This window comes from Mesorhizobium sp. M0894 (genome assembly GCF_040319725.1).
In the GTDB taxonomy this organism is placed as follows: Bacteria; Pseudomonadota; Alphaproteobacteria; order Rhizobiales; family Rhizobiaceae; genus Mesorhizobium.
This window is the reverse complement of sequence record NZ_JAMYOG010000034.1, coordinates 1-20,733: the sequence shown is the minus strand read 5'-3', so window position 1 is coordinate 20,733 and position 20,733 is coordinate 1. Positions and strand designations below refer to the sequence as shown.

Here is a 20,733-nt window from a genome sequence, read left to right as displayed (position 1 = left end):
GATCGTACTCCTCCATCTCCGAGTTCACGCCGTAGAACTTGCGCGTGTTGGCTTCCCCGAAGCGTATCTCTAGGGAGCGAGCATGATCACGCCGCCGAGACGACAGGGCGAATATGCCGACCGCGAGATCGATTGCCAGGAGGCGATGGAGCCAGGCTTTCAGGCGATCATTGATTGCATGCTCGAAGCAGGTTGGACGCGCGGCGATATCATGCGGTCGCTTCGGCGGCTGATCGCGGCCGACAACATGACGCAGAAGGAAAACGCCAAAGTCGAGGCGCAGCTCGCCATCGCGCGCGCGATGATGCGTGCTGGCCGGCCTTGACGATCGCCACCGCAGCGCCAGTATCCTGACGATGGACGAGAACTACATTTATGAGGCCGTAGCGTTGGTTTCCCGCTAAACAACGCTACCAGACATTTAAGCACGACCGCGTAGGATCGATGGTCTTGTGAATTTTTGGATTCGGCAACGCGACAGCTACTCCCAGAGGGATATTCCCTCTTGCGTTAAGGCTCGTTGCACAGCCGCTCGCTCCTCCAACCGACGTGCATGAGAGGTCCAAGCTGGGTAGGTATTTCGCATGTCAACGGCCATACGATTTCCCCACCTGTAGAATACGAGCAAATACGGATCAACAATTGAATAGGACTCTCCTACGGCCCAATCTCGGTCCGTCAACTTGGATTCTATAAGGGCAAACGCGGAAGCCAAGTGCTCCTTTCCTTTATGAATCAAGGGCTCGTACATCGATTGATCCGGTAAGAAAAAGTCGGCGCGCCAGATCATTCGGACGGCGACCGCGTGAACCGCACTCGATAGCCAGTTAAACCATTCGATGGAACGGATGATGTTTTCTGCATCCGCTCCCAGGAGCCGCGCGTCTGGATTCGTTAGGGCCAGGTGAAATAAGATTGCCGGCGCTTCAGTGAGAGTGAAATTGTCGGCAATGAGAACAGGGATTCGCCCTTTCGGGTTTAAGCGGTGAAATTCGTCGGTCTTGGCTTCGGGATGGCCTGGCGACATCAACGCCAGCGAATAGGGCCTTCCAATCTCCTCCATGACGATGTGAGGTGCAAAAGAGCAAGAGCCTGGCGCAGCATGGAGTGTGTAATGCATCAATTCCTCCGAAAACCGCATCTTACCCCCCATCACGTCGGGTGCGAACCCGTTTTCCAAGAAGCGGGATGAGATCGGAGTAACTAGCAGGTGGTTCGATTGGAACAAGCCGACGATCAGGACAGTCCCGCATTCGCGGGCAAAAGCCAAGCACGCGAAAGAACCGGCCTGCAGCTCGTTCGCATAGCGATCGAGCTAACCTGCCCCGCCGGCGTGCTGCCGAGCGAGCAGGCGGTCAACGCTCTATGGACCGCTGCCGGTGCATGAGGGCGAGGCGCTGGCAAAGGCGATTATTGAGACGGTCGAGCGACTGACCCGCTGCCCCAATTGAGGTGCGCCCCAGCACCGTCGCTCCGATCATCGGGACCCAAGTCTGACCTGACTGCTCAATGGTCCGGTGCACGGGCGGCGTCGGGAACTGCCGCATCCCATTCATAGTTGGTAGCGTCATCTCCGAAAGGAGAAATCGGAGCAAGAAAAGTCCCTTCATTGCGCTGATGGGGGCCCGCCGGCCATTGCTGGATTTGGCAGGCGGGCCCTTATCTCCCCGGACGCTCCGGATCGTCGCCGAAGCCAAGCAGCGAAGCGTGGCGTATATACCTGTGCTCGCCACGAAGATGCTTGATCCGTAGCTTCACGCCTGGCTCAACCCACAGCGTCGCCGGTCGCTTCTTGATGCCGCCCGGAGGTGGGCCGGCATGTTCCTTGACCCGCTTCCACAGCCGCTCCTTCATGTCGCGCCCCAACGAGATGAAGGCTGAACCGACATACTTTCCGTGTCGGGATGCGCGAGCAAGGCGAACGCCGCCTTGCCCGGCTCGCGCCCGACGCCTAGCAGTTCGAATTCCTCGACCGTCCAGCTCTTGGTCTTCAGCCAATTCAACGTCGGGCCACTCCGATACGGGCTGTCGGCGCGCTTGGAGACGATCCCTTCAAGGCCAGCCTGGTCAGCGAGGTAGAAAATCGACTTGGCATCACCGGGTAGAGCCTCGCTGAACTGGATGCGGCTGTTCGGCTTGATGATGCCAAATAAAATTTCCCGGCGCGCCTTGCAGCCAACGTCGCGCAGATCGTGGCCGTCAAGATGCATGATGTCGAAGGCGCCGAGGATCGTGGCGTAGCGATCGCTGTGTACGGCTTTCTGTAGTGCGTCGAAATCGGGCAGGCCATTCACGCCCGTGACGACCGCCTCGCCCTCAAAGATCGCGCTCTTGACGTCGAGATCCCGCGCCGCCTCGATGATGCCGGTGTATTTCCTCGTCCAATCCGCTCCGCTGCTGCTGAAGGCGCGAATATCGTCAGGGCTGTTTAAGATGATCTGGGTTCGGTAGCCATCGAGCTTGATCTCGTGAATCCAGTGTTCACCCTCGGGTGGCTTTGCGACCAGCTTGGGCTCCATCGGACGGATAAACGCCAGCCTCGCCCCGTTCATACAAACTCCACGCCACACCAACCCGATTCAATAAACTTTGAACGTTTCGGTTCCGCGAACCTCAAAGCCCGCGTCTCTGGAGGGAGGAGACGCGGGCAGATCGGATGCCATACCGATCTCGGTAACGGAAGTGATTGCGGATATGGTCGTTGAAGTAGCGGCCCTTGGCGAATGCAGCTCGGAACGCGGCGTAAGTTTCCGGTGGGACGTCCTCGAATACGTACCCTTTTCCGCTGGCCACGAACCACACCGAGAGGGTTTTGCTGCCGGGAATCATATTCCGTTTTGCGGATCGAGGTAGATGGCATGACCGCGGCTCAATAAAAGCAGTCAACGATCAGAGAAGCGGTGGCGTTCCTGGGTCAGTGCGGTGCGCCGGCCAAGAACCCGACCGCCGTCGGCTCTAGACTTGGCCGTCAATTAGAAGCACTCTGCCCCTCAAGAGGAGACAGGGGTTGGGCAAGTCTCGCTATTATGGTCGAACCGACCAGTGGCGTAAGCCGGGGCGCGTGCGCCAACTGGCTGGCGTTCCGAAGCGGCTCGTGTTCGTGGCCTTGGCGGCGATGGCAGCCTACGTGACGCAGTTCGTCATGCAGCATAGCGATCCTGTGCCCGAGCTCAACGTATCAAACTGGATCGGATCAAAGCCGGCGCCGATCGCCGGTGTCGCGTCTGTCATCGATGGCGATACGATCGAGATCCACGGCCAGCGCATCCGCTTCAACGGCATCGATGCGCCCGAGAGCCGGCAGTACTGCAACGACGCGAACGGTTCTGAGTATTCCTGCGGGCGACGGGCCGCTAACGCGCTGGACACGTTCCTGGCCGCCTCGAGGCCGGTGCAATGCAGTTTCGTCACTTGGGACCGCTACGGCCGCTTTGTCGGCGATTGCTGGCGGGCGGACGGCTCCAGTGTCGCCTCATGGATGGTCGAGAACGGCCAGGCGCTGGATTGGCCGCGCTACAGCCACGGCGCGTACGCGGAGCAGCAAGCAAAGGCAAAGGCGGCGAAGGTCGGTCTGTGGGTCGGAACGTTTCAGGCGCCCTGGGAGTGGCGGGCGGCGCACGCCGATAGGGCGACGCCCAGCCAGCCGCTTGGCCTCGTCAGCCGCAAGTTGGTCGCGCAGAACGGTTACTCATGCGAGCCGCGGCGAACGTGCAAGCAGATCAGTTCGTGCGACGAGGCCCAATGGTATCTTAGCAACTGCTCCTGGGGTGGAAAGTTGGACCGCGATAGCGACGGCGTGGCATGCGAGACGCTGTGTTAATGTGCCGAGTGCGAACGGCTGCGACTAAATGACGGCGGCGTAGTGTCGGAGTTCGGCCACGGTTTTGGTGAGCCCTTGCCGTTCGAGGGTGTCGAGGTATTCCTCTGCCGTCCTAGGAGGGTTTTTCAAGCGCGCGCGACAGCGTTGCGCCGCCACAACGACCGCAGCTGTGTTCAGCCCGAACTGATGGAACAGAAATTCGTCCGGATGCAGGAGCTCTAGCTGGAACTTCGCTAGGTAGTCTCGCGGAAAGTCTTTTAGATTGAAAGTGATGATGGCGTCGCAAGCCGTGTGGATGGCGGCTGCAAGAACATGTCTGTCATCACCGTCTGGGAGCTTCAGGCCTTCGATCAGATCCTCGTAGCCTTCGACCGAGCAGTCAGGTACAGCCTGATTCATCAGCTGCTTCGTCCGCAACAACTGCTCTGGCTTAAGGTCCTTGCGGTCATTAAGGACGTTACGAATCCATTCGTCATGAATGCGCTCGGTCCATTTCGCACGGAACAGCCCTCCCGCTGCGAGCTCCATGAGTAAGTCTCGCAGCGGGGCTGGGTACAGTGCGCAGGCGTCAAGAATGACGGTGTAACTGGACTTCCTAATAGCCCATCCCCAAGTCTTGCGCTTGGGCAGCTAGTTCGTCCATTACACGCTGACGCTCTTCCTCAGTTGACTTGCGGAACGCATCTAAATCACGGAACTTAACTCGACGATGAGTTCCTACCATGTGGAACTTCACCTTGCCCTCCTCGAGAAGTCGAACAAGATAAGGACGTGACACGTTCAGATAGTCAGCGGCTTCCTGTGTCGTCAGTTCGGCATGGATTGGGAACAGGGTAACGGCGTTACCCTGCGCCATTTCGGTCAGCAAATGATAGAGAAGATCATTCACTGCCTTAGGAAGGCGCAGCATCTCTCCTCCATCCACTTGAACGCGCAATTCAGCGCCCTCGTGTTTGGCTCTAGAAAGGTGGCGGCTGGCCTGCGCAGCCAATTCGGCGTCGTCGGCCGAAGGCAATATCGGTCGTTCGAGCAGCGTTGTCATGGTCGTCTTCCCTGTGTTCAACGGATATAGCACCGCGAATCAACAATCGCAATGTCCGAAATAACCGAAACAAGTGAACGAACCGTCACCTCTTTGGTTCCCGTTCCCCGCAGGTGCCGATCTTCGCTCGCCGGAGCCACGCCCCTGACGTTTCCAACTTGCCAAAAGCCGTTTATGTGGGAAGGCAGTGTGGGACGGCCCAGAGGTCAGCCCGTGAAAAGGACGTAAGTGAGTGAAAACCTTGGCGCACCCGACAGGATTCGAACCTGTGACCTCTGCCTTCGGAGGGCCCTGCTGGTTGATCCTGCCCGGAGCATCAGACTAATGATCGCGCTTCCTTCCGGCCTTTTTCTAGCCGGCAGCCCGAGATGGTCCTACCGTGGTCAGAACCCCCTTTTAGTCTTGCGCGAAGTCGCCGTAGAGATGCGTGACGCCCCGGTATCGACTGATGTTCTCAATGAAGATTGCCTTGCGGAACAGCTCCGCGAGCGCATCAGAGAAAAGGCCGCCGGTCACCGCAACGAACGCGCCGGCCTTCAACTGGTTCGGATGGCGATCGAACAGACATGTCCAGCTGGCGTCCTGCCGAGCGAGGAAGCCGTTTTGCCTGTCCATGAGGGAGAAGCGCTTGCCAAGGCCATCATTGAAACCGTCAAGAGGCTAACCGCTCAGTCGGCCACTCCGTCGTTGAGATGAACGATCGCGTCGAGGATCGCCTAATGAACGCTGCCGGTGTCTTCCTCAATCTCGGTGCTGCTGATGCCTGGCGGCTTGGCGTCTTCGAACGGCTTATGCGTTAACTCGCTCATCGGAATCAAACGTGGGCACAGACGTTTCGGGCGGGTCGAACCCTATCCACTTTACAAGGAGTTCGTCCCGCGGGCGCTCATGGCGAACTAGATTGTGACGCGCATTAGGCTGCTTCTTCTCGGTATCCTGCAGCTTATATTTGCCAGAGTTGGACAGCGCAAGATTTCCAAGTCCGAAGCGGCCGAGCGAGGAACAAGGTCCGGATCCAGGGCTTCGGTACCTGAAGGAGCCTCACATGGGCGAGGACAGGTCAGACCACGAGCGATTGAAGGATTTCAGGCGAAGTTCCTAGCCAAGGAAACTGGCATAACGGAGACTCAAGCGCGCGAGCTGATTGAAATGATCGGAACTGACCACGCGTCATTGCTACGCGAGGCGCGCTTACTAAAGACCGGCCAAAAACCGCCAGGATAGAAGCTACGCTTCGGCTCTCAATTCAAAAAGGCCCGCCAGCAGAAGCCAGCGGGCAAGGGGTAGACTGTCCGGGTTGGGGTCAGCCCCCCAGTTTGGGATAAAAGTCTTCTGTGACATGCGCATCGGCCGAACAGATGAGCATCTCCGCCCTTTCGGAGAAGTTACGGGAATGATGGAAGCCCAACCGATCCATTGGGATCTGTCAATCGCCTACCGTCCAAGCGGCTGTCGGGAAGCCGACAGAAGTTCTTCCTCGTCCACTAGCCCGGCCATGTAATTTGCAATGATCCGGGACGCGAGCGCTTGACGTTGATGCTCAGATTGAGCGTCGACCTTCAACCGATCGAAAACGCGGCCCAGCAGCGCCATCTCGGATGGCTTGAAAACACCAGCATTTTCGGCTTTTCGATGTATCGGCATGACAAACCCCCTTCGCCACAGGATTTTGTCCGTGCAGAATTACCATACACCTAAATCGCCCCCGGGTTCCTGAAACCGCAGGCGCGGAAAACGACAGAAGCTCTAAAGGGTTTCGACCGGTCAGGTCATCCCCCGTCGCTATCGCTCGCGACCAGACGGTAGCGGAAGTTGTTGCGGATCTGGTCGTTCAAATAGCGGCCCTTAGCGAACGCGGCCCAAACGCGGCAAAGGTCTCCGGCGGTACGTCTCCGAGCGAAATCGCACGCGAACCACTTCTCAGCCGAATTTACCTTCGCTGTCGGCCGGGCTTTCCTTTGCCCAGACGACCAGCGGAACTTCGAGCGGAACCTCGACGAGCGGAACCTCGACCACGACAACCATGCCCAGTACGACGGGTCAGGGCACCGGCACGACGAGCAGCGGGACCAACATGTCCGGCGATCAGGGCACCGACACGACCACCACCAGCGGCACCACAAATCCGAACTCGGCCAGAGACTGCGCGCCCGGCCAGCAGACTGGCAGCGCTCAGCAGGCTGCGCCAGGTCAGCAGGACACGACCGCCAACACCGCCGCGCCAGGCCAGGTGAAAAAGACGGACGAAGGTTGCTGATTGGCACATCGGCACAGGTTGGAATCACCAGCGTGTGGCTGGCCAGTCTCCCCCGACCACCGCGTGAACTCAACTCGGCTGGCGAGCAAGTTGCCGCCAGCCGAGCATCAGTCTATGAACCTTTGCGCTTGCTTGTGCTTTCAGTGGGGCACGCCTCGCTTCTGTTTGCTTTCGGTCAGATAGATACGCGATCGCCTCTACTCTAGCGCTGAACAGACCTGATGGCGCGCTGATCCACAGACATTCGCCAAAAGCCCGCGTCTCTGGATTGAGGAGACGCGGGCCGGATCGGAGTCAGCCGATCGTGCAGCAATATCGTATGGAGGATGTACTGCGTGCACCGAGCCTTGCCCGCACCCCGGTGTTCCACCTGGAGCGCAAAAAATCCCGCCGCACACTGCCAGGGCGGCGGGACCGATCAAGCGCCTTTGCACCAGGCAGGAACTTCGGGGGTGGGCTTTGCGAGGTGCGCGCGGACCGAAAGCGAACTTAGGGCAACAGCGGCGACGCGTCCACCAACCGCCGGTTGGAGCGACAGGACGATTGAGACACCGGCAGGTCAGGTCATCCCGGGTCGCTATGGGTCGCAACCAGATGGTAGCGGAAATTGTTGCGGATATGGTCGTTGAAATAGCGGCCCTTGGCGAATGCCGCCCGGAAAGCGGCAAAAGTTTCCGGCGGTACCCCCTCAAACTCGCACCGCTTACCGCTGGCCACGAACCAGACCGAGAGGATTCTTCTGTCGGGATCGTATTCCGTTTTGCGTATCGATATGGAGGGCATGACGGCGGCTCGATTCGAAAAGCAATCAACGAGCGGAGAGGCCGTCGCGTTCCTTGCGAACGTGATGGTGCGGTGAGGCACGAGGCTCAATGCGGAGCGCCAGCGGCCGCGATCAGCGCCTCCTCAAGAAACCGCTTCAGCTTCGCCGAGCGCTGGGAGTTTCATCTGCTTGCCGTTCTTACTTGCCCGGGACGACAGACGGCGGTCGCGGTATGCCATGCGGGGCGCTTCAATACGTCGCCGCGTGGGATGGCGAGGAGGCGGGCCAGTGCCAGTTGGACCTTGTAATGGAACGCGCAGCGGCGAGCAGGTGTGGTTGATCGGCGCGTCTCGCGTTCCATGGCCCGTTTTCCTTGCGCCGATCTTCCGCCATCTTGGCCTTCACCCGCATTGCTGAGGATCTTCGTGAGGTGAATTGAGATCCGCTACGTCGCTGATCCTCTGGGACTGTCAAGGGCCGCTCGGCGGGCTTTGCTCCGGAACAATGTCTTCTTCCGAAAGTTTTTCCTTAAGTAGCAAAGGAGATTCGAAATGTCAGAAAGTCGGGAATGGTTTGTCCAATGGCTTAGAGACGCTCATGCCATGGAAGAGCAGGCAGAGACGATGTTGAACGGGCAGTTGAGTCGTATCGAGAATTATCCCGAACTGAGCGACCGAATCCGACAGCACCTCGACGAGACTAAGCAGCAGGCTGCCCGGCTGAAGACTTGTCTCGATCAGATGGACGAGGGTTCATCCACGATGAAGGATGCTGGCGGCAAGCTGACGGCGATGGCGCAATCGCTGAGCGGCGTCTTCGCTGGAGACGAGGTGATGAAAGGATCGCTGGCGAGCTACACGTTCGAGCACATGGAAATCGCCTCCTACACGATCCTGATTGCCGCTGCTCGATCGCTCGGCGAAACCGAGGTTCTTCGGGCTTGCGAAGAGAACCTGCGAGAGGAAGTCGCGATGGCGGATTGGCTGAAAACCCATCTTGCCTCAACGACCGAGCAGTTCCTTGCGCGGGCCGAAGCGGACAGCGACAGCGCCAAGCGGTGATCGGTGGGAACGTAGCGATCTTGAAGTGAGGGATCGGCGCGGAAGCTGGTTAACACCGGCTCCGATGTCGACGAGCGAGCTCCGCGGCTTGGAACTGAATAGGAGCGGCGGCGGACGGCAACGATCGAGGATGCCCATCGATCATTGCCGCCAAGGGAACATAGCGAAAATTGCTTGTAGGCGTTGCCGTAGCATCAAAGCGCGCTCGATACCTGCTTCCGGCGTCGGCATTCTTCGAATTTACCGGAACGACGTACCTGAAGGCGAAAGATCGATTTCAGCTCCACGCTCCTCGTTTGTGGCCATCGCCGGACCGAGAGGAAGTCCGCCGCTCCGCTAACACGTGGCTGGACGGGGCGCGCCAAGGTCATCGCTGACTGTCAAACCATTTCTGCAGAATTTGACGCACACAATACCGATCCGAGGCCAACTGGGAGTGCATACCAGCTTGGAACTGTGCGGAACCGTACGAAGTCGATTGCAAACAACCAACCTGGTTGGCCGGGCATTAATTTAGCAAAGCGTCAATTAGGGAAAGCATCGGGAGGAAGACCATGCTGCACGTTAACATGCCTCGCGAATTTGAGGTTGGCGATGAGGTTTCACTAGCAGGTACCGTCATCACGATTCTCCCCAGCGGGCGCGCCAGGGTGAGCATTCCCTCGTATGACCATCCTTATACGATTGATCCGCCACCCAAAAGTCCGGGCCGGAGACCGAGTGGTTCTTGTTGGGGACGTCACCCGCATCGATCGCGGAGCAAACAAACTCACTGTGCGGATTGACTGCGGCGGGGTGATCACGGTCGACAAGTCGGCGATCACTCGGCTGAGAAAGCACCGCCGGACTTCAGCGGGTTGACACTACGGCGATACAACGGCCACGCTTGTCGGCGTAGGGAAGATGCAAGCGCACTTTGAACAGCCCAAGGGCGCGGCGCTGTCCAGCCGGATAATGGGCGGACGAACGGATAAGCCGGAGTTCGACGGCTAGCAAGTCCGATATGCGCCTATCGCGACCCCGCTTCACCTGCCGTCCAGCCGTTCGCGCATTCGCGATCGTCGCTCTCAACAGGCGGCGCGCCCGGCCAGGACGTCTCGCATGGGCGCGCTGTCGAAGGAGGCGCCCAGCAACATTTCGGGTGAAGGCCGCGGGCATCCGATCGATCGTAACCTTTCTCTGCAATGATCGCCTTGTCGCCGGCGATGGGCCTCCGGCTCTTACGCATTATGGAGATCACATGTTGGTCCCGGCACCCACAAGGAAGCCCGGAACGGGTGAAGTACAATTGTCGGTAAGCGCAAGGCGACGACAATCAGCGGCCCCGCTAACAATCGTGGTTGCGCCTTTGGGCATCATGGTTCAGACCGCTGGCGGATTAGAACTCTGCTGGCTTTGCGATCGGCTCATCGCTGCCGACAATCGGTGAGCTATATAAAGGGGCATGTCCACACGCCGAAAAATCAATGCAACAGCGAAACTGATTGGAGAGTGGCCTTTAACCCCGGCTGCAACGCTTGGATCGTCCGTCAGAGCGAGGGGTATTTTCCTTGAAATACGCGCCCGCCTTCCAACGGAGTTCAGGAAACTGCTCCATATCGAGTCCCGCGTGCTTACCCTGCGCCTGTCTGAGGGCACCGAGAATGATGTGCAGGTGGTATTCGGGATCGTATCCAATGCACTGCAGAATATCGAAGACCTGCCCGTAATCCCCCGTGAAATCGAGGACATTCTGACGATCTCGACGGCCGAACGGCACCGCTGGCTGAAAGATGGTCGCTTGCAGAGCGCCGGGACGAAAACGGTGAAACTCCGCGGGCGGGCAAGGAACATCACCTTTCACGTGTTCGACCCGCAGCACGTGGAGGATGTGCTTGACCGCGACCTGGTTACGGTCTGGCGCGAACAGGACGCAGCGACAGCTGCAGAGAATAGGCGGCGAGCCGCGGGGAAGGCCGCTATGAAACGTGCTCAAAGAAGCGGCCGCGGAACTGCAGCTTCAGTTGGCTATGGCCCCGATGAGAACTCGCACTCCAGTTTGCGCGGCTGGGAAGATTTTGAGAATGACGGACTCCTGCGCTGATAGGCCGGGCGCACAAGCAGGTTAGGACGTTTGCCTGCGCCGTGCGAGATGCGCAAGGAGGGCCGTCAAACGCATCGCGTTCAGGACCCGCTTCGCAGGGACACCGCCCTTGCGCGCCATCTCGACCCCCCAATGCATGTGGTCGAGCTCGCGGATCGAGTGAGCGTCCGGATTGATGCTGAAGATGCAGCCCTGATCGAGTGCCTTTTGATGCCAGCGCCAGTCGAGGTCGAGTCGCCAAGGATGTGCGTTGATTTCGACAGCGACGCCGTGTTTTGCACACGCTTTGAGGACTTTGTCGACGTCGAGATCATAACCGGGCCGGCGCAACAGCTGGCGACCGGTCATGTGCCCGAGGATTGTCGTCCGAGGATTTCCGATCGCCTCAATGATACGCTCCGTCTGTTCCTTCTTGGGCAACTTGAAGCGGCTGTGCACGCTCGCGACGACGAAATCGAACTGCTCCAAGATATGATTCGGGTAATCGAGCGAGCCATCCGCCAGGATGTCCGCCTCGATGCCCTTCAGTATGCGAAATTTTCCATTGTATGCCTTGTTCAGCCGGTCAGCTTCGCGGTGCTGTTCAGCAATCTCCTGCAACGAAAGGCCGCCTGCGTAGTGAGCGGACTGCGAATGATCGGCGACACCATAGTATTCGAAACCGCGCTTGCGCGTGGCTTCAGCCATTGCCTCAAGCGTTTCGGTGCCATCGGATGCGGTCGTGTGAGAATGCAGGATGCCATGCAGATATTCATCCCGAATGAGGGCGGGTAGCTTCTGCTTTGCCGCTCGCTCAATCTCGTCCCTGCCTTCGCGCAATTCAGGTTCGATAAACTGCAAGTCTAGAGCTTGGTAGATTTCTTCTTCTGTCGCTGACGCGATCAGCTTTCTCCCGCGATGAAGCCCGTCGGCATTTAGGGTGAACCCCTTGTCGGCCGCGAACGTCTTCAGTTGCTCGAGGTGGTCTGCCGAACCGGTTGCCTCGAGCATGCGCGCGCCAAAGTGCTTCCTGTCCGTGACAACAAGCCTCAGGGTCGTATCCTCGATTCCAGTCGATTTTCTGGCCTGCGCTACCAGGGCGAAATCGGAAACGAGCTCGCAACCGCGCCGGAAGTCGCCTGCAATTTCGACGCGCGAAAACTCTGGATGCTCTTGCTTCACTGATATGACCGCATGTTCGAGAAGAGCGGCGGCCTTGTGCAGGTGAAGTTGCGTTTCGCCGCTTCGCACGATGGCCAGGTTCTGCAGGAGCTTTGTCTGAAGCGCGGCGCCGAGGCCTTTGACTGGGCGTATGCGGTCTTCTCTTGCTGCGGCCTCGAGCTCCGCCAGCGAGTTCACGCCGAGCGCCTGATGAAGCTTCAGTATCTTATCGGGACGAAGCCCGGGTATGGCAAACAGCTCCATCACGCCCGCTGGAACATCCTCGCGCAGCTTCTCAAGGCTTGGGTGCGTGCCGGTTTGGTAAAGCTTGGTCACGATGTCTGCGATCGCTTCACCGATCCCCGGGATCTTGGTGAGGGCGCCGGCGGCGATGATCCGATCAAGCGGCTGCGACAGCGCCGTCAGACTGTCTGCCGCGCGCAAGTACGCCTTTATGCGATAGGGATTGTCGCCGCGCATAGACGCCCGTTGTGCGTATTCCCTCAAAAGACTGGCGACGGTCCTCGGATTGATTTTTGCCATGGCTTCAGCCAAACGGAGGCCGATCTCCGCAGGTTCCAATCAGGCAAGGCCATGAGCGCCGCGTTGCCCTTTAAATCCCGGCTTTACTGCCTCTTCACGTACGCTACAGATTGGGCAAGGATTGGTCAGCGCGACCCCATCCAGCCAGAGCTTTGGAGGCTGCGCGTTTCTTTAATTCAGGAGCATCGCCCACGTGGAAATGAGAGGGCGCATCTATTGTCTTCATCTCCGCCCACGTGATCGGTGCCGCGACAGGAGCGCCCGGACGTGATCTCGCGCTGTAGGGCATGATCGCGGTCGCCCCGCGCTGATTGCGTAGATAGTCCACAAAGATGCGACCCTTGCGGCGCGTCTTTGACAACACGGCCGTGAAATGGGCCGGATCGCTCCGGGCGACCGCCTGCGCCAGGCGAGACGCAAAGTCCTTCACCTCTGGCCACTCGGCGCCAGGGGTGAGCGGCGCGATGACGTGCACTCCTTTGCCTCCCGTCAACATCGGGAAAGTCGTAAGCCCCAGCGATTTAAGGATAGCGCGGAACTGAAAGGCAGCGGCGCGGACGGCCTCAAAATCGAGGCCTTCATCGGGGTCGAGGTCGAAAACGAGGCGGTCAGCCTTTTCGACATCCTCGATCCGAGCCCCCCATCCATGCAGCTCGATCGTTCCCATCTGGACGCAAGTCATCAGTCCGTCGGCATCGTCGACATAGAGATATGGTTCCTCGTGCCCGTCCTTCTCCGTGATGCCGACGTGGTGGACTTTGTCGCCAAAGCTGCCGGCGTCGTGTTTTTGGAAGAAGCACTTCTTCGCGCGGCCCTGTGGGCATCGAACCAGACTGATCGGCCGGCTGCCAACCCAAGGAAGCATGATCGCCGCGACCGCTGCGTAATGGTCGGCGAGCTGTCCCTTGGTGATGTTGGACTCCGGATAGATGACGCGGTCACGGTTACTTATCGCGATGGCGGTTGTCGCAGACGCGGCGAGATCGGCTGCATGACGTTCAGTCTCGAGCACGACCGCCTCCGGCTTCTTGTCTTCGCGGAGACCAAGATAGCTCGGATGTCGTAACGTCCCTTCATTTGTCATTTCGGTGAAGGCAATCTCAGCGACCAGTTTCGGACGGAGCCAGTGTGCGCCGCGCACTTCGGCGCGTGGTGCGTCGACGGTGGCGGCCTTCTGCTCAAGCGGCGCCATGATCTTCAAGAGACGAAGAAGTTCAGCGGTATCGAAGCCGGTGCCGACTTTCCCGGCGTAACGCAGCTTGCCGCGGTCATGAACGCCAAGGATCAAGGACCGAAACGCGCGGACCTTGTCGGACGGCGTCCAGCCGACAATCACAAATTCCTGCCGCCTGATGCATTTGATCTTCAGCCAGCTTGCGCCGCGGGCCGCCACATAACTCGCATCCGCGAGCTTTGAGATGACGCCCTCAAGGCCGGCTGCGCAGAAGCGATCGAGCAGCTCTTCTCCGCGGCCGAGGATATGGTCGGAGTAACGAAGGACGGGATCTTTCGCAGGCAAGATCGCCTCCAGCTTCGCCTTGCGCTCAACAAGAGGAAGCCTTGTCAGATCTTCGCCGTCGAGCTGCAGCAGATCGAACGCATAAAAGTCGATAGTCGCCGGGGCACCCTTCAATGCATTTTGAAGCGCTTGGAAGTTAGATCTTCCTTCCGCATCGACAACCGCGGCCTCGCCGTCAATCAGGGCGGAGCGCACCTTGAGCTTGCGAGCCTCGGAGAGGATCGAGGGAAAACGGCTAGACCAGTCCAGGCCAGATCGTGTGTAGGCTCGCGCCTCGCCACCGCCGACGGCAACGAGAATACGGTAGCCGTCGTATTTCATCTCATGGATCCAACGATCGCCGGCAGGGACCGTGTCCACGAGCGTTGCGAGCTGGACCGGCCGGAAAGCGGGCGGCGCTAAAGTGAGCTCGTCACGAGCGGGCGACTTCGCTTGACTAGCGCTCGACGCATTGATTGCCTTACGCGACGTTGGCTTGACCACTCTGACCTAAACCATACTCAGAGACGAAACAGCGTTATCCGCCGTCCAACGCGCGACTACTTCTTTAGTTTCGCTTCCGACCGTGTTGAGCTTTTCGCGATCATTGCCGACCCGCTTGATTAGCGCCTCGGACTGAGGCCGTGCTTCCTGCCTCCGGCCCTTCCATTCCCGATTTTCGCGCACAGCTCACAGGCGATAATCAAGAGCAGGAACGTGCCCTCAACGCCGCCACAGCGATATCCGCATAGCGCCGTCGGGTCAGCTCCACCTCCTCTATTGGAAGATCGTCAAGGATTCCTTCGCGGCGGTCGCGGAGCACGGTCTCTAGGAAGCACACCTTCAAGGAGTCACCGAGGTAAAGAACGCCAAAACCGGTTGGCGTAAAGACGGCGTCGAGGATCGCTGAACCGGCTCGGCGACTTCCCGTACCCCAATGGATCAGGATAGGTGCTCCAGTAGATCCGACCGAACGTCCGACCCCGCGGTATGGTCTCGATTTCGAGCTTTGCGGCTGCGAAATCGGGTGGAGGTGGAACGCCGGGCATTCAGTCGAAATCGCCCCTGGCCATGCCTTCCGCCGCGGCCAACACCGAGGCGTCATCACCTTGCTGAAGGGCTCGAAGGCCCGTCCGCCCATCGAGGGTGCCATGGCGCGACGCCAGAAACCGATAGACGGCCCAGGCACTGTTGCCCAACATGGCATGCAGCGCCGGCAATGCGCCGAAGGGACGACCGTCCTTGTCGAGTTGCCAGACAGGAAAGCGGAAACCGCGTTTGGCGCCATCGATCCCGAGCACCTGCCCGCTTTGCCGCTTGGCGTTGACCGTCACCCGCGATGTGCCGAGCAGCTTGGCAAAGGCATCCGCGCTCAGCATGCCCTCGCCGGCGACAATTTCGGCAACACGCTTGCGGCCACGCGCGCGCGCTCCGGCAAGAGCCGCCTCAAGTTCGGCATCGGGCATGCCCGTGTCCTCGACGGGAAAGGTGTCGTCTGAAGCGATCGGTTGCTCTTCGACTGGCGTGATCGTCTGCGCATCAGCCGCCGGATCGACCTCTACCCGGAACGATACGCGGTGGCCGATCTTCCGGCTGCGTGCGATCGCTTCCTGATAGCGTTCGAGCAATACCTTCTTGAAGTCTGCCTGTGCCGGAAGCTTTGTGGTGAAGCTCAGGGTGGCGACTCCCGCATGCGACGCGGACCCGCTATGATTGCTTGGTTTTGGAGCGGCCATGAAGAACCTCCTGCTGTCACCAATATGGTTACAGATCGCAAGTTCGTCAAGTTGGATAACTTCGTAAGGGAGAGAACCTTGCGTTGCGGACTACACAATTCCCCACGCTCGAAACCTTCCTCTGCCCGTCATCTCGCGCAGCCCGAGCTCGCCGACCAGATTGAGCGCCCCCTGTTTTGTCACTTTTAGCCGCTCCTGGATCATGCCTGCCGAGACGAGTGGCCGCGACAGCACGAGTTCGACCTCGGACAGTTTGGAGCTGGTGCGGCGGTCGCGGAGTTTTCGCTCCATCTGGCCTTTTGCCAGCACCAGCCGATCGTGTTCCTTCAGGCCGACCAGCGCGGCGTCGTGGATAGCATAAAGGCAGGCCAGCAACCGGTCCGACCGGTTGCGCGCCCGCCGCCGCTCGCGCGGGATGTTTTTGGCACCGAGATGCAAGCAGGCCAGATGGTTGGCGGCAAGGCCTTCCTGCCGCAGCAGCGCGGCAACAAGCAGCGGCCCGAGCCAAACTCCATGCTGAAGCACCTCGATGTCCGACCAGGCTTCGAGCAGGATCGCCGCGCGCAACACCGCCGGCAACTCCCGCGTTTCCGCGATAACGTCCTGCCATTCGGCCAGCCGTTCTTCTTCATTCCAGTCAAGATCGTAGATCAGGCCGTTTTGCGGCTCCGGCCGGTGACGAAGTGACATCTCCTCTCTTCGAGCAGGCACGTCGGCGCCGCTCAGAATCTTCGACGAGCGTGCCAGGACAGCATCGATCTCGGCAAACTCCTCAGCCAGAAGCTCGTCCTCAATATCGTCCCGAACATCGGCTTCAACGACGCTGTTTCCACCCCCCTGCCCTTCCCGGTTTTTTTGTTCCGCCTCCGACATGGCGCCACCCCGGCCGGTCAGGGCCAAAAAACCGTCACGGCTGAGCGCCCAGTCCGGCTTCTGCGAAAAAATTCGCCGGCGGGTTCGCAGCACAGCATGGGCCCGGGTGAGCTCATGGGTCGGCGTCCGAATGTCCATATGGGCGTCGTGCAGGACCAGGTCCTCAAGATGGGCGAGCTCGCCCTCGATCCACAGCGCGGCGGCTGCGTCGGCGAAGTGCTGGCGCTCGACAAAACCGTCGCGGACGGGGGAACGCGCCAGTCGCTCATCAAGCCGCGCCAAAGCCTCGGTCGCCTTCGCGACGGGCGCGATGAGGGTGTCGAGGGACAAAAGACCGATGTCGTAAGCCATTGTTTTCATGATGCCTGATTCGCGTTAGTCAAGCTATCCGGCTGTTAAGTTGACTTGCAGGGGATTTTCTCTGGCGGCTTTTTCACTATCGATAATGACCTCTTATCGATACTTAATCGTTACACTCAGGCAGCCCAGTTCCAAGTTCGTTTGCTTTCTCCCTCCGAGCCCACGATGCGGCGATCCCTTCGCAGGTCAGAAGCAGCAACTGGTATACTGCTCGTTGCGCAAGCTCCGGCAAACTCGCAACCCGGGCGCCCCGCGGCGTGGTCGTTGCGCAGTTAAGATCATAGACGACCGCGCGACTTCCCCCTCGCGTGCTAGGCACCTGCGGCTTCCTTCATGCGCGCCAGATGCTCCACGGCAGATCTGTTCAGCGCACTTGTGCAGGGCCGTCCGTTCTCCCAGCCAGACGAGCGCTTCCTCACTGATCCAGTAATGTTTGGAATAGCGGGCCTTAACACAGTGAAGACGGTTGACGAGGAAAGCGAAACCGACGGGTGCGCGTAGGCCGTCTTCCATGATCGCGGAATTACCTGAATCACCAAGTTCGGTACTATCCACCGCGGCGGACCCCAACCCGCCCGGCCGGCGCCTATTCAGGCAAACTACCCCAACGCCCCCCCCAGCGGCGCCGGCCACCTTCCCCGCTAGGCGAGCGCTTCAGTTCCTCGGCAGCTTGTGGATCTCCAACCTGACCGGGCCGCCTCTGTCACAGCTCGTACAGAACAGGGCCCTTTCGACCGTGCTGAACAGCGCATCTTTGCCATAGCGCCGGACCAGGCCAGCGGCCTTCACCTCGGCATGATGTGAGCAGTTTTTGCACCAGGCGCGCAGCGTGTGCCATTCGCGCAGATCGCCAAGCGATACGAAAGCGCCACTTCGACATTGCCCCTGATGGCATTGGAGGGGCACATCCGATGCGCCGCCGATACAAGCGATCTATGCGCGACATCCGCTGTCGGGCCGCGGCGCCGAGGACGATTCGATCCAAAGGGCGTACCAGCGCTCTATTCTTCGCTATCGGGGGTGACGGCGCTGAGGGAAGCCAATCAGGCGGCAGCCTTCAGCCGACCACCCTGCTTGCCTATGACGCCGAGATTGAGGGCATATTTGATAGCCGGGATGAGGACGCCCTGAAAGCTGAAGGGATGGATCCCGCCGCCCTTGCCCACATGACTTGCAAAGGCCCTGTCATGGGCGTCGAACACCATCTCCTGCGTCTCGCGCGGATAGGCCCTGACGAACATCATGCGGCTGTGGCAGAGCCGGACATGGGCGACCTTCACGGTCACCGTCACGCCGTTGATCAGGACGATCTCGTGGCTCCAGTCGAACTGGTAGGCCTCGCCCGGCGCGAAGAACAGCGGCACATAGGCGTCCGCCGTCGCCGACCCCTGCGCCTTCGCCCAGCTCTTCGCGTAGCGGCGGACGGCGTCATAGCCACCCTCGTAGCCGAGACTGCAAAGCTCTTCGTAAATCCGGATCAGTGTCAGTTGCTCGCGCGCCGCCTTGCCACGGTTGCCATTCAAAAACCCGTCGAGCTGATCCTGCCACGGACCGATCTTCGGCTTGGGCTGCCGGTCGCGTTCGTAGGAGAACGATGTCTCATTGGATCTGAGAATCTTGCGGACGGTGTTCCGCGACACAGGCAACTCGCGGCAAATCCGCTTGAGCGACCATCCCTTCACATGGAAGGCGCGCCGAACCCGGGCAATCGTATCCACCGACTTCATCCCCACACCATCCGCTCGCCACGACGAGCCGATGGTCGCAAATCAAAGCATCAGGGGGGGGCAAAATTGGACGCCGATTCCCCGGCTTATGGGGTCAATTTTGCACGCCGATTCTCAGCTAAAGTCTTCGACTGTCCCCCCCATGCCGCTCAAGCCCTGCGAGCAGGCTCGCTCGGGCGTCAGCCATAAACTCAAATTGAACGGGACGACCTGTCTTCTGCTGAAACACTATCGCGCGAGTCCGAATTTCGGGACCTGCGACTAACGTGCCGATCCTAAGCTTCACAAGATCACAGCCACGCAGCTTGCTGTCGATGGCTAGATCAAAAAGTGCGCGATCACGCAGCCGAGGGGCACAGGGACACGGGAGACCCCTTCCTGATGCTTAGCCAGTATGACGGATAAAGTCGCGTTGCCGTGAGCGCATCTCAGCGAGCAAGGCCGCTTCGTCAGTCATTCCGTCTTGGAACAATTGCAATAGCGTAGACGCGATTATCTCAGCGTCGCCCGAGCTTGCATCGTGGTTGCCGTCTGCGCATATCTCGTCGAACACTCGTTGGAGTAGCGCAAGATCATTCGGATAAAATGCGCTTGTGCCGACGTAACGCTTAAACATCTCACCTCACGAGGCGAGAGTACGACACCCTCTCAATCGCCGGCTGCCTAACAGTTGGCTGGCGACTTCATGACTGTAGGCTAACGCACCGAAATAGCGAATCTATTCGCCAACGTTTCGCACGAACACCCCCTCCTCCTTAGCAGCAGCCCCGAAGGCCTTACGGGCCTCCTCCGGAGTCGCCCGATCCTCGACGGCGCGTCGATGTATAGTTGTGCAGCCTTCCGCCACTTAGGTCCCATCTTGGTCCACTTCAGGAGTTCCTCGGCGGCACCCTCGACATTGTTAGACCCGTAGGTCGGTCGGTCTTGACGTACACTGGAGGGGAGAACCAATGGGTTGCCACGACACCTCCTACTCAGGGGAGAGATACATCTTGGCCTCCTTTGCGGCAGCCTCAAAGGCCTTTCGCACCACCTGAGGGTCAATCGAATCGCCCTCCAGATCTGACAGGCACAGCGTCACCGCCTTATGCCAGCAGGGTCCTCTCCGGGTCCACGTTTTGAGCTGCTCAAGGGCTGCCCTCGCATTGTTGCAGCCATGCCTGACACCGGTTTCAGTCTTCACGAACACCGGAGGGACGAACCAATGGGTTGCCATGATACCTCCTACTCAGGGGAGAGATACACGTTGGCCTCCTTGGCAGCCGCCTCGAAGGCTTCACGGACCTCTTGGGGGGAGGATTTGCCCTCGAATGCATCGACGCAGGATTGGACAGCCTTGGTCCACCTCGGGCCCTTTGTGTCCCACGCCATGAGTTCCTCGGCGGCTCCCTCGACGTGGCTGACCCCATGGCGAATGCCTGGACGTTTCGTCTTCACGTAGACCGGTGGAGAGAACCAGAAGGGACCCATGAGGATGAACTTAGAGCGGCAAGAGGCTGCTGACCAACCCAGTTGCAGCCTCCGCTGATAAGGGAACTACGCAGGCCCTCGCGGGTTTAGAACTCGCAGCGGTCGATTCTTCGTGGATGCACCCGCTGTCGGGCCCGTCGCTTTTCTCACGGGCGGCGGGCCCTCGTGGCTAGAGACTGACTTTGCAATCGAATTTAGCTATTTGCCGTTGGGGGGAAGTAACGTCCCCTCCTCCTTAGCGGCAGCCAGGAATGCCTTACGGGCCTCCTCAGCTCCCATCTCGTCGAATATCACGGCCATGCAAACGCGCACCGCGAGGTCCCAGCAAGGGCCACGCTTGGTCCACTTCATCAGCTCCTC

22 protein-coding genes and 4 pseudogenes are annotated in these 20,733 nt (G+C 59.5%); 7 read left to right on the top strand and 19 right to left on the bottom strand.

Going from position 1 to position 20,733, the window contains the following annotated elements:
- Nucleotides 1-82 precede the first annotated feature (82 nt).
- The gene (locus NKH91_RS31315) at nt 83-325 is read left to right on the top strand and encodes a hypothetical protein (RefSeq protein WP_352885557.1); all 243 of its coding nucleotides are present in this window, start codon (nt 83-85) and stop codon (nt 323-325) included.
- Between the two features lie 156 nt (nt 326-481).
- On the opposite strand, the gene NKH91_RS31310 is transcribed toward NKH91_RS31315, so the two are convergent.
- The 4 genes from NKH91_RS31310 to NKH91_RS31295 all read right to left on the bottom strand — a co-directional run bounded on the left by NKH91_RS31310 (nt 482) and on the right by NKH91_RS31295 (nt 2,829).
- A complete protein-coding gene (locus NKH91_RS31310; protein ID WP_352496487.1) occupies nt 482-1,120 on the bottom strand; it encodes a glutathione S-transferase family protein in 639 nt (212 codons plus the stop codon).
- 539 nt (nt 1,121-1,659) lie between these two features.
- On the bottom strand, nt 1,660-1,854 hold the full coding sequence (locus tag NKH91_RS31305) for a hypothetical protein (protein WP_352885558.1): 195 nt from the start codon (nt 1,852-1,854) through the stop codon (nt 1,660-1,662).
- Nucleotides 1,851-2,552 (bottom strand): ATP-dependent DNA ligase, encoded by a 702-nt coding sequence (locus NKH91_RS31300; protein WP_352885559.1) that lies wholly within the window; start codon nt 2,550-2,552, stop codon nt 1,851-1,853. Before NKH91_RS31300 ends, NKH91_RS31305 begins: the two co-directional genes overlap by 4 nt.
- 61 nt (nt 2,553-2,613) lie before the next feature.
- Nucleotides 2,614-2,829, bottom strand: a complete 216-nt coding sequence (locus NKH91_RS31295) for a KTSC domain-containing protein (RefSeq protein WP_352885560.1) — start codon at nt 2,827-2,829, stop codon at nt 2,614-2,616.
- Between the two features lie 178 nt (nt 2,830-3,007).
- Here NKH91_RS31295 and NKH91_RS31290 point away from each other — a divergent pair, with 178 nt between their 5' ends.
- Nucleotides 3,008-3,820 carry a thermonuclease family protein gene (locus NKH91_RS31290; RefSeq protein ID WP_352885561.1) on the top strand — a complete coding sequence of 271 codons (813 nt, stop codon included), beginning with the start codon at nt 3,008-3,010 and terminating at the stop codon, nt 3,818-3,820.
- A gap of 24 nt (nt 3,821-3,844) precedes the next feature.
- Here the strand turns inward: NKH91_RS31290 and NKH91_RS31285 are convergent, their stop codons facing one another.
- A complete protein-coding gene (locus NKH91_RS31285; RefSeq protein ID WP_502899047.1) occupies nt 3,845-4,420 on the bottom strand; it encodes a PIN domain-containing protein in 576 nt (191 codons plus the stop codon).
- A complete protein-coding gene (locus tag NKH91_RS31280) occupies nt 4,416-4,862 on the bottom strand; it encodes a helix-turn-helix domain-containing protein (RefSeq protein ID WP_352496483.1) in 447 nt (148 codons plus the stop codon). Before NKH91_RS31280 ends, NKH91_RS31285 begins: the two co-directional genes overlap by 5 nt.
- A 324-nt stretch (nt 4,863-5,186) precedes the next feature.
- Between NKH91_RS31280 and NKH91_RS31275 the strand changes: the two genes are divergently transcribed.
- Nucleotides 5,187-5,558 carry a hypothetical protein gene (locus NKH91_RS31275; protein WP_352885562.1) on the top strand — a complete coding sequence of 124 codons (372 nt, stop codon included), beginning with the start codon at nt 5,187-5,189 and terminating at the stop codon, nt 5,556-5,558.
- Between the two features lie 738 nt (nt 5,559-6,296).
- Here the strand turns inward: NKH91_RS31275 and NKH91_RS31270 are convergent.
- On the bottom strand, nt 6,297-6,506 hold the full coding sequence (locus NKH91_RS31270) for a hypothetical protein (RefSeq protein WP_352496201.1): 210 nt from the start codon (nt 6,504-6,506) through the stop codon (nt 6,297-6,299).
- A 379-nt stretch (nt 6,507-6,885) separates the two neighbouring features.
- On the opposite strand from NKH91_RS31270, the gene NKH91_RS31265 reads away from it, so the two are divergent.
- Nucleotides 6,886-7,119: a hypothetical protein gene (locus NKH91_RS31265; RefSeq protein WP_352792026.1), complete on the top strand. Its 234-nt coding sequence runs from the start codon at nt 6,886-6,888 to the stop codon at nt 7,117-7,119.
- 564 nt (nt 7,120-7,683) lie between these two features.
- Here the strand turns inward: NKH91_RS31265 and NKH91_RS31260 are convergent.
- Complete coding sequence (locus tag NKH91_RS31260) at nt 7,684-7,902, bottom strand: KTSC domain-containing protein (RefSeq protein WP_352496205.1); 219 nt, start codon at nt 7,900-7,902, stop codon at nt 7,684-7,686.
- Between the two features lie 531 nt (nt 7,903-8,433).
- Here NKH91_RS31260 and NKH91_RS31255 point away from each other — a divergent pair.
- Nucleotides 8,434-8,943 (top strand): ferritin-like domain-containing protein, encoded by a 510-nt coding sequence (locus NKH91_RS31255; RefSeq protein WP_352483325.1) that lies wholly within the window; start codon nt 8,434-8,436, stop codon nt 8,941-8,943.
- Nucleotides 8,944-10,387: 1,444 nt separating this feature from the next.
- Entirely contained in the window at nt 10,388-11,026 is a 639-nt protein-coding gene (locus NKH91_RS31250) for a hypothetical protein (protein WP_352496206.1), read from the top strand.
- 21 nt (nt 11,027-11,047) lie between these two features.
- On the opposite strand, the gene NKH91_RS31245 is transcribed toward NKH91_RS31250, so the two are convergent.
- From NKH91_RS31245 to NKH91_RS31220, 6 genes and pseudogenes are all read right to left on the bottom strand, one after another.
- Nucleotides 11,048-12,709 carry a DNA polymerase/3'-5' exonuclease PolX gene (locus tag NKH91_RS31245; protein WP_352885589.1) on the bottom strand — a complete coding sequence of 554 codons (1,662 nt, stop codon included), beginning with the start codon at nt 12,707-12,709 and terminating at the stop codon, nt 11,048-11,050.
- A 103-nt stretch (nt 12,710-12,812) separates the two neighbouring features.
- Nucleotides 12,813-14,711 (bottom strand): DNA ligase D, encoded by a 1,899-nt coding sequence (gene ligD / locus NKH91_RS31240; protein WP_352885587.1) that lies wholly within the window; start codon nt 14,709-14,711, stop codon nt 12,813-12,815.
- Nucleotides 14,712-14,910: 199 nt separating this feature from the next.
- Nucleotides 14,911-15,312, bottom strand: coding sequence for an RES domain-containing protein (locus tag NKH91_RS31235; protein WP_352516130.1), 402 nt, complete (start codon nt 15,310-15,312; stop codon nt 14,911-14,913).
- Nucleotides 15,257-15,943, bottom strand: a complete 687-nt coding sequence (locus NKH91_RS31230; protein WP_352496210.1) for an XRE family transcriptional regulator — start codon at nt 15,941-15,943, stop codon at nt 15,257-15,259. Before NKH91_RS31230 ends, NKH91_RS31235 begins: the two co-directional genes overlap by 56 nt.
- Nucleotides 15,944-16,033: 90 nt before the next feature.
- A complete protein-coding gene (locus tag NKH91_RS31225; RefSeq protein WP_352592186.1) occupies nt 16,034-17,167 on the bottom strand; it encodes an RHE_PE00001 family protein in 1,134 nt (377 codons plus the stop codon).
- 320 nt (nt 17,168-17,487) lie between these two features.
- Nucleotides 17,488-17,629, bottom strand: a pseudogene (locus NKH91_RS31220) (nucleotidyltransferase); the annotation flags it as partial.
- 469 nt (nt 17,630-18,098) lie between these two features.
- Between NKH91_RS31220 and NKH91_RS31215 the strand changes: the two are divergent.
- A pseudogene (locus NKH91_RS31215) lies at nt 18,099-18,348 on the top strand (RES domain-containing protein); the annotation flags it as partial.
- Here the strand turns inward: NKH91_RS31215 and istA are convergent.
- The 5 genes and pseudogenes from istA to NKH91_RS31185 all read right to left on the bottom strand — a co-directional run.
- Nucleotides 18,349-18,903 (bottom strand): annotated as a pseudogene (gene istA / locus NKH91_RS31210) (IS21 family transposase); the annotation flags it as partial.
- A gap of 136 nt (nt 18,904-19,039) precedes the next feature.
- Nucleotides 19,040-19,252 (bottom strand): annotated as a pseudogene (locus NKH91_RS31205) (integrase); the annotation flags it as partial.
- Nucleotides 19,253-19,873: 621 nt separating this feature from the next.
- Complete coding sequence (locus NKH91_RS31195; RefSeq protein WP_352496211.1) at nt 19,874-20,119, bottom strand: DUF982 domain-containing protein; 246 nt, start codon at nt 20,117-20,119, stop codon at nt 19,874-19,876.
- A gap of 8 nt (nt 20,120-20,127) precedes the next feature.
- The gene (locus NKH91_RS31190) at nt 20,128-20,373 is read right to left on the bottom strand and encodes a DUF982 domain-containing protein (RefSeq protein ID WP_352496234.1); all 246 of its coding nucleotides are present in this window, start codon (nt 20,371-20,373) and stop codon (nt 20,128-20,130) included.
- A 198-nt stretch (nt 20,374-20,571) separates the two neighbouring features.
- Nucleotides 20,572-20,724, bottom strand: a complete 153-nt coding sequence (locus NKH91_RS31185) for a DUF982 domain-containing protein (RefSeq protein ID WP_352885588.1) — start codon at nt 20,722-20,724, stop codon at nt 20,572-20,574.
- Nucleotides 20,725-20,733: the final 9 nt, after the last annotated feature.

Excerpts from the sequence above, each read along its gene's own strand:
- NKH91_RS31315 (WP_352885557.1), top strand. The coding sequence starts at position 83 with ATGATCACGCCGCCGAGACGACAGGGCGAATATGCCGACCGCGAGATC.
- NKH91_RS31310 (WP_352496487.1), bottom strand. The coding sequence starts at position 1,120 with ATGCATTACACACTCCATGCTGCGCCAGGCTCTTGCTCTTTTGCACCT.
- NKH91_RS31305 (WP_352885558.1), bottom strand. The coding sequence starts at position 1,854 with ATGAAGGAGCGGCTGTGGAAGCGGGTCAAGGAACATGCCGGCCCACCT.
- NKH91_RS31300 (WP_352885559.1), bottom strand. The coding sequence starts at position 2,552 with ATGAACGGGGCGAGGCTGGCGTTTATCCGTCCGATGGAGCCCAAGCTG.
- NKH91_RS31295 (WP_352885560.1), bottom strand. The coding sequence starts at position 2,829 with ATGATTCCCGGCAGCAAAACCCTCTCGGTGTGGTTCGTGGCCAGCGGA.
- NKH91_RS31280 (WP_352496483.1), bottom strand. The coding sequence starts at position 4,862 with ATGACAACGCTGCTCGAACGACCGATATTGCCTTCGGCCGACGACGCC.
- NKH91_RS31275 (WP_352885562.1), top strand. The coding sequence starts at position 5,187 with ATGATCGCGCTTCCTTCCGGCCTTTTTCTAGCCGGCAGCCCGAGATGG.
- NKH91_RS31270 (WP_352496201.1), bottom strand. The coding sequence starts at position 6,506 with ATGCCGATACATCGAAAAGCCGAAAATGCTGGTGTTTTCAAGCCATCC.
- NKH91_RS31265 (WP_352792026.1), top strand. The coding sequence starts at position 6,886 with ATGCCCAGTACGACGGGTCAGGGCACCGGCACGACGAGCAGCGGGACC.
- NKH91_RS31260 (WP_352496205.1), bottom strand. The coding sequence starts at position 7,902 with ATGCCCTCCATATCGATACGCAAAACGGAATACGATCCCGACAGAAGA.
- NKH91_RS31255 (WP_352483325.1), top strand. The coding sequence starts at position 8,434 with ATGTCAGAAAGTCGGGAATGGTTTGTCCAATGGCTTAGAGACGCTCAT.
- NKH91_RS31250 (WP_352496206.1), top strand. The coding sequence starts at position 10,388 with ATGTCCACACGCCGAAAAATCAATGCAACAGCGAAACTGATTGGAGAG.
- NKH91_RS31245 (WP_352885589.1), bottom strand. The coding sequence starts at position 12,709 with ATGGCAAAAATCAATCCGAGGACCGTCGCCAGTCTTTTGAGGGAATAC.
- NKH91_RS31235 (WP_352516130.1), bottom strand. The coding sequence starts at position 15,312 with ATGACGCCTCGGTGTTGGCCGCGGCGGAAGGCATGGCCAGGGGCGATT.
- NKH91_RS31230 (WP_352496210.1), bottom strand. The coding sequence starts at position 15,943 with ATGGCCGCTCCAAAACCAAGCAATCATAGCGGGTCCGCGTCGCATGCG.
- NKH91_RS31225 (WP_352592186.1), bottom strand. The coding sequence starts at position 17,167 with ATGGCTTACGACATCGGTCTTTTGTCCCTCGACACCCTCATCGCGCCC.
- NKH91_RS31195 (WP_352496211.1), bottom strand. The coding sequence starts at position 20,119 with ATGGCAACCCATTGGTTCGTCCCTCCGGTGTTCGTGAAGACTGAAACC.
- NKH91_RS31190 (WP_352496234.1), bottom strand. The coding sequence starts at position 20,373 with ATGGGTCCCTTCTGGTTCTCTCCACCGGTCTACGTGAAGACGAAACGT.
- NKH91_RS31185 (WP_352885588.1), bottom strand. The coding sequence starts at position 20,724 with ATGAAGTGGACCAAGCGTGGCCCTTGCTGGGACCTCGCGGTGCGCGTT.